General features: G+C 74.7%; 8 protein-coding genes. 5 read left to right on the forward strand and 3 right to left on the reverse strand.

The window, feature by feature from the left end; genetic code table 11:
- Window positions 1-161: 161 nt before the first annotated feature.
- Window positions 162-866 (forward strand): MucR family transcriptional regulator, encoded by a 705-nt coding sequence (locus CNO22_RS24305; protein WP_232807320.1) that lies wholly within the window; start codon window positions 162-164, stop codon window positions 864-866.
- Between the two features lie 86 nt (window positions 867-952).
- Here the strand turns inward: CNO22_RS24305 and disA are convergent, their stop codons facing one another.
- The 3 genes from disA to CNO22_RS24320 form a co-directional block, all read right to left on the reverse strand.
- Entirely contained in the window at window positions 953-2,038 is a 1,086-nt protein-coding gene (disA, locus tag CNO22_RS24310; RefSeq protein WP_100501830.1) for a DNA integrity scanning diadenylate cyclase DisA, read from the reverse strand.
- A gap of 113 nt (window positions 2,039-2,151) precedes the next feature.
- Window positions 2,152-3,501, reverse strand: coding sequence for a DNA repair protein RadA (radA, locus tag CNO22_RS24315; protein WP_100501831.1), 1,350 nt, complete (start codon window positions 3,499-3,501; stop codon window positions 2,152-2,154).
- Window positions 3,502-3,564: 63 nt separating this feature from the next.
- Window positions 3,565-4,344 carry a copper chaperone PCu(A)C gene (locus CNO22_RS24320; RefSeq protein WP_157937098.1) on the reverse strand — a complete coding sequence of 260 codons (780 nt, stop codon included), beginning with the start codon at window positions 4,342-4,344 and terminating at the stop codon, window positions 3,565-3,567.
- Window positions 4,345-4,444: 100 nt separating this feature from the next.
- Between CNO22_RS24320 and CNO22_RS29460 the strand changes: the two genes are divergently transcribed.
- From CNO22_RS29460 to CNO22_RS24335, 4 genes are all read left to right on the forward strand, one after another.
- Window positions 4,445-5,215: a cryptochrome/photolyase family protein gene (locus CNO22_RS29460; protein WP_232807321.1), complete on the forward strand. Its 771-nt coding sequence runs from the start codon at window positions 4,445-4,447 to the stop codon at window positions 5,213-5,215.
- Window positions 5,200-5,955, forward strand: a complete 756-nt coding sequence (locus tag CNO22_RS29465) for a cryptochrome/photolyase family protein (RefSeq protein WP_232807322.1) — start codon at window positions 5,200-5,202, stop codon at window positions 5,953-5,955. The genes CNO22_RS29460 and CNO22_RS29465 overlap by 16 nt, the downstream gene beginning before the upstream one ends.
- Window positions 5,956-6,052: 97 nt before the next feature.
- On the forward strand, window positions 6,053-6,685 hold the full coding sequence (locus CNO22_RS24330; protein ID WP_100501833.1) for an RNA polymerase sigma factor: 633 nt from the start codon (window positions 6,053-6,055) through the stop codon (window positions 6,683-6,685).
- Window positions 6,682-7,429 (forward strand): hypothetical protein (locus CNO22_RS24335; RefSeq protein WP_198588575.1); only part of this gene is annotated, 748 nt, incomplete at its 3' end. The genes CNO22_RS24330 and CNO22_RS24335, both read left to right, overlap by 4 nt.

A 7,429-nucleotide genomic window follows, 5' to 3' on the forward strand; every position in this document is an offset into this window, starting at 1 on the left:
AACAGGGCAGAGGCGAGCGATGCAGAGGTACCAGCCGAAGACAACATGATCGCAGACGAACGCATAAAACCACTCGAGATTGAGCTCAACGACGAATTTTTGTCGAAGCGGTACGGCGACCCCCGAGTCATCCCGGTAGGGAGCGCTCGGCAGCTTCACATGTGTATAAGCGACAGGTGCTGCACCCGGTCGGCCCCCTGCCCGCGGCCGTCTACTGGCGGCGGCGGCTGCTGGTCCTGACCCTGCTGCTGGCGGTGCTCGGCGGCGGAGGCTGGCTGCTCGTCGCCGCGCTGACCGGCGGCGACGGGACGTCGACGACCGGGGCCGCCGCGACCACGGACGCGGCCGACCCGACCGACGAGCCGCCCGCGCTGGAACAGGTGGTGCCCTCGCTGGCCAGCGTGCAGACGCCGACGCCGGCTCCCGAGCCGCCCGCCGAGCCGGAGCCCGACCCCGCGCCCGCGAGCCCGACGCCGGGCGGCCCGTGCAGCGACGACATGATCGGGCTGGAGGTCCGCGCACCCGGCAGCGCGCCGGCCGGCGGCAAGCCCACCTTCGAGCTCGTCGTCACGAACGTCTCGTCGGTACCGTGCGTGCGGGTGCTCGACGCGGGCCTGCAGGAGGTCCTGCTGCTCGACGCGGCCGGCAACCGGGTGTGGGGCAGCAACGACTGCTTCCCGGAGACCAGCAGTGACACCCGCATCCTGGTGCCGGGGGAGTCGGTGGCCTTCCCGCTCACCTGGGGTGGCCTGACCAGCGAGCCGTCCTGCACGGCCGAGCGGACGACGCCGGCGCCGGGCCAGTACGTGCTGCGCGGCCGGCTGGACACCGCGCTCAGCGCGGACACGCCCTTCAGGATCGGCTGAAAGCGGACCCCCAGAAGGACCCCGTCCTCGGCCCCCTGCGGGGCCCACCGTGAGCTTGCGAACGGTGGGGGGCAGGGGGTCCTCTTTCAGCTGTAGCGGTCGAGGATCGAGGTCTCGGCCAGCCGAGAGAGCCCCTCGCGGATGCCGCGGGCGCGGGCCTCGCCGACGCCCTCGACGGCCAGCAGGTCCTCGATGGTGGCGGCCAGCAGCTTCTGCAGCCCGCCGAAGTGGTCGACCAGGCGGTCGATGATGCCGGCCGGCAGCCGCGGGACGCGGGCCAGCAGGCGGTAGCCGCGGGGGCTGACGGGGGAGTCCAGCGCGTCGGCGGACGTCGGCAGCCCGTAGCAGCGGGCCACGGCGGAGAGGTCGAGCAGCTCGGTGGCCGAGAGGGCGCGCAGGTCGGCCAGGACCTCGTCGATGCTCTTGGGACGGCGCAGCCCGGAGGGCAGGTAGTCGCGCACCAGCAGGGCGCGGTCCTCCTCGACCCCGGCGAGCATCTCGTCGAGCTGCAGCGCGAGCAGGCGCCCGTCGGTGCCCAGCTCGACGACGAAGCCCTCGATCTCGTCGGCGATCCGGCGGACCATCTCCAGCCGCTGGCTGACGCTCATCGCGTCGCGGACGGTGACGAGGTCCTCGATCTCCAGCGCCGACAGCGTGCTGGCCACCTCGTCGAGCCGCAGCTTGTAGCGCTCGAGCGCGGCCAGCGCCTGGTTGGCCCGGGCCAGGATCGTCGTCGGGTGCTCCAGCGTGTACCGCCGTCCGGCGACGTAGACGCTGATGATGTGCATCGACTGGCTCACCGAGATCACCGGGAAGCCCGTCTGGATGGCGACCCGCTCGGCGGTGCGGTGCCGGGTGCCCGACTCCTCGGTGGGGACGGTCGGGTCGGGCATCAGGTGCACGCCGGCGCGCACGATGCGGCTGCCGTCGTAGGAGACGATCACCGCGCCGTCCATCTTGGCCAGCTCGCGCAGCCGGGTGGCCGACAGGGCGACGTCGAGGGCGAACCCACCGGTGCAGATGGACTCGACGACGCGGTCGTAGCCGAGCACGATCAGCGCGCCCGTGCGCCCGGCCAGGATCCGCTCCAGGCCGTCGCGCAGCGCTGTGCCCGGTGCGATGCGGCCGAGCAGTTCGCGGAGCGCGACCTCGGAGTCCACAGCGGGGGGCACGAGCGCTCCTGACGTTCGACGTGGTGGCGGCTGATTCTACGTGGGGACCACGGTATTGGCGGTCCTCGGTGAGCCACCTCACCGTCGCCCGAGCCCCGTGGGTCCCGCGCGCCTCAGAACAGCCGGGCGAAGGCGGCCCCCAGGTCGGGGACCTCGACCAGCCGCATGCCCTTGGGGGCGTTGCCGGCGTCCTCCGGCACGAGCGCCACCTTGTAGCCCTGGCGGGCCGCCTCGGCCAGCCGCCGGCCGGTGCCGCCGACCCGCCGGATCTCCCCGGACAGGCCCACCTCGCCGACCGCGACCAGGCCGCGGGGCAGCGGCAGGTCCTTGGCCGCCGAGGCGATGGCCAGCGCCAGTGCGAGGTCGGCCGCGGGCTCGGCGATGCGCACCCCGCCGACGGACGCGGCGAAGACGTCGGCGTCGGCCAGCTTCACCCGGCCGCGCCGCTCGACGACGGCGTTCACCATGGCCACCCGCTGGGAGTCCAGCCCGCTGACCGCCCGCCGGGGCGAGCCGCCCCCGCCGCTGGCGGCCACCAGCGCCTGGACCTCGGCCAGCAGCGGCCGGCTGCCCTCCATGGTCACCGTGACGCAACTGCCCGGCACCGGCGCGGCGCGCCGGGAGACGAACAGGTGGGAGGGGTCGGGGACACCGACCACGCCGGTGTCGCCGATCTCGAAGCAGCCGATCTCGTCGGCCGGGCCGAAGCGGTTCTTCATCGCCCGGATCAGGCGCAGGGTCGAGTGCCGCTCCCCGTCGAAGGAGATGACGACGTCGACGAGGTGCTCGAGGGTGCGCGGCCCGGCGATCGCGCCGTCCTTCGTGACGTGGCCGACCAGGATCGTCGTCATCCCGCGGCTCTTGGCGACGGCGGTGAGCGCGCTGGCCACCGCGCGGACCTGGGTGGAGCCGCCGTCGGTGCCCTCGACGGCGGGGGAGCGCACGGTCTGCACGCTGTCGAGGACCAGCAGCGAGGGGGCGACGTCCTCGACGTGGGCGAGGACGGCTGACAGCTCGGTCTCCGCGGCCAGGTAGAGCTGGTCGTGCAGCGCGCCGATGCGTTCGGCCCGCAGCCGTACCTGGGCCGCGGACTCCTCACCGGAGACGACGAGGGCCGGTCCGTTGGTGGCGGCCACCCGGTGGGCGACCTCGAGCAGCAGCGTCGACTTGCCCACACCCGGCTCGCCGGCGACCAGCAGCACCGCCCCGGGCACCAGCCCGCCGCCGAGGACTCGGTCGAACTCCGTGATGCCGGTGGGCACCGCGCGGGCGGCGGCGAGCTCGACCTGGGCGATGGGTACCGCCGGTGCGGTCACCGGCCCGGCCGCCACGGCCCGCAGCGGGGACGCCGGGATGCCGACCTCCTGGATCGTGCCCCAGGCCTGGCACTCGGGGCAGCGGCCGACCCACTTGGCGGAGGCGTAGCCGCACTCGGTGCAGCGGTGGGCGGGACGGGACCTCACTCCGGCAGATGGCACACCGCGACGCTAACCGCGGGCGGTGACGGTTCCGGGGAGGTCCGACTCTCAGTCGTGCTCGCCGGGGCCGCTCCCGGCCTCGCTCTCGCCCTCGCGGGCGATGTCCTCGGCGCCCTCGGCAGGCGCCTCGCCGTGGCCCTCCTCCTGGTGGAAGTCGAAGGGCTCCCCGCGGGGCAGCACGCGCTCGGGCGTGGCGACGACGACCGGCACGGTGACCTCGCCGGCGCGCTCGAAGGTGAGCGTGACCTCGATGTTCTCGCCCACGGTCAGCTCCTCGGAGAGGCCGGCGAGCTCGACCGTCGCGCCGCTGGCCCCGCCGAGGAAGACCGTGGAGCCGGCGGGGATCGGGAGCTGGACCTGCGTGCTCGCGCTCGGCGCGGCGGGGACGCTCGGCGTCGGGAGCGTGCCGGGAGTGGGGGTCGACCCGGGGGTCGGCGTCGGCAGCGTGCCGGGGGTGGTCGGTGTCGCCGGTGAGGTGGTCACCGGGGCGGCCGACGGGGAGCTCGGGACGGCGGAGGCGGTGGCCTGCCCGGACACGACCACGCCGTCGAAGGCCTCACCCTCGATGCCGACCAGCGTGTCGGCCTCGGTGTCGCCGTTGACGATCGCCATCTGCAGCTCCGCCGACCCACCCTCCTCGTACAGCCCGTCCTGCGGGTAGGCGAGGGTGATCTGGCGCAGCGTGATGTCGCCGACCGCGGCCTCGGGGCCGACCTTGTCCCGGTTCTGGGTAGCAGTCTGGGGGACCTGGCCGGCGCTGCACGCGGTCAGCGCGACCGGGCTGAGGAGCAGGACACCCATCGTGGCGGCGCGCAGTGCGCGGTTCACAGCCGTCGACCTCCAGGGACGTGCCGGCCACCGCACGTCGATGGCCCGAGTCGCGCCGAGCCTAACGCCCTCCCCACGATGGCCGCCGGGAGGTGAGGCCGTGCCGCAGGACCCGGCGGTGGGGCACGGGGTGCCCGGCATGCCGCGACCGGCCGAGGCCGACCCGGCGCTGGCCGCGTTCCCCGCCCAGGCACCGGCCACCCGGCGGTGGTGCTTCGCCGACCAGCTCGGCCCGCACTTCCTCGACCGCCCGGACCAGCCGGTCCTGCTGATCGAGTCCAAGGCGGTGTTCGCGCGCCGCCGGTTCCACCGCCAGAAGGCGCACCTGGTGCTGTCGGCGCTGCGGCACCGGGCCGCCGAGCTGGGCGACCAGGCGGAGTTCGCCCAGGTGCGCACCTACGCCGAGGCGCTGGACCGGGTGCGCGAGCCGCTGAGCGTGTGCGCGCCCACCACCTGGAGCAGCCGCGACCACGTCCTGCGCCGTCCGGACCTCACCGTCCTCGCCGCCCGCGGGTTCGTCGCCACGCAGGAGGAGTTCGCCGGCTGGGCCGAGGGGCGGGGACGCCGGCGCCTGCTCATGGAGGACTTCTACCGGGACAACCGGCGTCGCCACGACGTCCTCATGGACGGCGCCGAGCCGGTGGGCGGGCGTTGGAACCTCGACCACGACAACCGGGAGCCGCCGCCGTCCGACGGGCGGCTCGCCGTCCCCGAGCCGTGGTGGCCGGAGGAGGACGAGATCGACGCGCAGGTGCGCGCCGACCTCGACCGCTGGGCGGCCGACGGCGACGTCGCCTTCGTAGGGGACGACGGCCCGCGGCTGTTCCCGGTGACCCGCGAGGAGGCGCTGTACCGATGGCGCACTCGCTGATCTCCCCGGCGCTCAACCTCGGCCTGCTCGACCCGCTCGAGGTGGTGCACGCCGCCGAGCAGCGCTACCGCGACTCGGTGGCGGTGGGCGACCCGCTGCCGCTCAACAGCGTCGAGGGCTTCGTCCGCCAGGTGATGGGCTGGCGGGACTACATCTGGCACACCTACTGGCACTTCGGCCGCGACTTCCGGCACGCCAACGCGCTGGCCGCGCACGAGGCGGTGCCGGACTGGCTGACCGACCTCGACGACGGCGCGGTCGACGCCGCCTGCCTCTCCGACGTCCTCGGCGACCTGCGCCGCGACGGCTGGGTGCACCACATCCCGCGGCTGATGGTGCTCGGCAACTACGCGCTGCAGCGCGGCATCGACCCGCTCGCGATGACCGACTGGTTCCACCGCAGCTTCGTCGACGGCTACGACTGGGTGATGGTCGCCAACGTCGTCGGCATGAGCCAGCACGCCGACGGCGGGCTGCTCGCCACCAAGCCGTACGCCGCCGGGGGCGCCTACATCGACCGGATGAGCGACTACTGCGGCGGCTGCCGCTACGACCCGCGCAAGCGACTGGGCGAGGACGCCTGCCCGTACACCGCCGGCTACTGGGCCTTCCTCGAGCGCAACCGGGGGCGGCTGGCGCCCAACCAGCGGATGCGCCGCGCACTGCAGGGCCTGGACCGGCTCAAGGGCCTCGAGGAGGTCGTCGAGCAGGAACGGCTCCGGGGCACCGAGGCCATCTGACCGGGGCGCCGGGGCCATCTGACCGGGGGACAACGGTCCAGTTCCGGGCCGCACCTGCCGATGCACGTCCCACACGGGAGTGCGGCGGGAGGTGCCCATGGCGACGGGTCCGGCGTTCGACGACGTCCTCGCGGCGGCCCAGGCGGGCGCCGCGTGGGCCTTCGAGGTGCTCTACCGGGACCTCTCCCCGGGGGTCACCGGGTACCTGCGACTGCACGGTGCCCAGGACCCCGACGACCTGGCCAGCGAGACCTTCCTGGCCGTCTTCCACGGCCTGGCCGGCTTCTCCGGCGACGAGGACGCCCTGCGCTCGTGGGTGTTCACCATCGCCCACCGCCGGCTGGTCGACGACTGGCGCCGACGCAGCCGCCGTCCCCAGCTGGCCGACGACGTCGGCGACCTGCTGCCCGAGACGCCCGGCGGCGACGTGGAGGACGACGTCCTGACCCGGCTGGGCACCGAGACCGTGCACCGCATGTGCGCGGGCCTGCCCGCCGACCAGCGCTCGGTCCTGCTGCTGCGGATCCTCGCCGACCTCACCGTCGAGCAGGTGGCCGAGGTGATGGGCCGCTCGGTGGGCTCGGTCAAGGCGCTGCAGCGGCGCGGGCTGCGCCGGCTGCGCGCCGAGCTCGAGCCGGCCGGGACCCCCCGGACGGGTGAGACGGCCGGGACTGCTGGGACGACGGGCGCACCCCTGTCGGCCCGCGTGGCGATGACGGGAGCGAGATGACCACGCCAGCCGACGTCCCGACCGACGAGGAGGCCTTCGCGGCCTGCCTCGCCGGCCGTCCCGTGCCCGCGGGCGCGCAAGGCCTGGTCGCGTTCACCGACGCGGTCCGGGCGAGCGCCACCGCGCCCGGGTGGCCGAACGCGGCGCTGGCCGAACTGCTGGCGACCGATCTCCTCGTCACCCACCAGGAACCGTCCCCCGGGACGGCCGGGCGACCCGCCCGGACCTCACGGAAGAGGCCCCACGTGCTGATCACCACCCTCGCCGCCAAGTTCGCCGCCGCCGGTGCCGTCGCCAAGGCAGCCGCCGCGGGCGGCGTCGTCGCCGTCGCCCTGACCGGCGCCGCCACCGCCGGGGCCCTGCCCGGCCAGGACGACACCGTCACCGTCATGGAGAGCGGCGACGCCGCCGACGTCACGGAGGCGCCGCAGGACACCGACGAGACCACGGACGGGACCGCCGGCGACGAGACCGGTGACGGCAGCGCCGTCGAGGACGACGTCGTCGAGGACGGCACCGCCGAGGACGGGACCGCGGACGAGGTCGCCGACGTCCCCGCTCCCGAGGCGCCGGTCACCGAGACCGGGCTGACCGAGGAGGAGTGGACGGAGGGCCCGGCCGAGGGGCAGTCCTTCGGCGACTGGGTCAGCCAGGGCGCCCGCAACGGCTGGTCCACCGGCGAGCGGGTCAGCGACGCCGCCCACCAGCGCAACGCCGACCGCAAGGCCGCCCGCGACGGGGCCG

The sequence above is a fragment of the Geodermatophilus chilensis genome, assembly GCF_002802985.1.
Lineage (GTDB): Bacteria > Actinomycetota > Actinomycetes > Mycobacteriales > Geodermatophilaceae > Geodermatophilus > Geodermatophilus chilensis.

What these genes read in the sequence shown, in the direction of transcription:
- CNO22_RS24330 (WP_100501833.1), top strand. Translation starts at nt 6,053, where the DNA reads ATGGCGACGGGTCCGGCGTTCGACGACGTCCTCGCGGCGGCCCAGGCG.
- CNO22_RS29465 (WP_232807322.1), top strand. Translation starts at nt 5,200, where the DNA reads ATGGCGCACTCGCTGATCTCCCCGGCGCTCAACCTCGGCCTGCTCGAC.